Below are 264 nucleotides of genomic sequence, written 5' to 3'. Positions count from 1 at the left end.
CGAGGACTGCGCCTTGCCGGTGGCGGGCTCCGGCCAGTGGGGCGGCCAGGCTCCTGAGACATATGCGCGGACCGGACGGACCGTCGATCTTCTCTATCTCTGCGGCGGCGGCATCGTCAGCCATCCGGACGGGCCGGGCGCCGGTGTGCGCGCCGTGCAGCAGGCCTGGCAAGCGGCGGTCGACGGCATTCCGCTGGCGGACTTTGCCCTGAACCATCCCGAACTGGCGCGGTCGATCGAAAAATTCGGCGACGGCAAGGCAGC

Annotated in this window: 1 protein-coding gene; it reads left to right on the top strand. The window is 70.1% G+C overall.

What is annotated here, in order from left to right:
* A partial coding sequence (locus tag EOB49_RS35435; RefSeq protein ID WP_245473013.1) for a RuBisCO large subunit C-terminal-like domain-containing protein occupies positions 1 to 264 on the top strand: 264 nt, incomplete at both ends.

Source organism: Mesorhizobium sp. M7A.F.Ca.MR.148.00.0.0 (genome assembly GCF_003997735.1).
Classification (GTDB): Bacteria; Pseudomonadota; Alphaproteobacteria; order Rhizobiales; family Rhizobiaceae; genus Mesorhizobium.
Note: the sequence above shows the minus strand (reverse complement) of the source record. Positions and strands in the feature narration are given on the sequence as shown.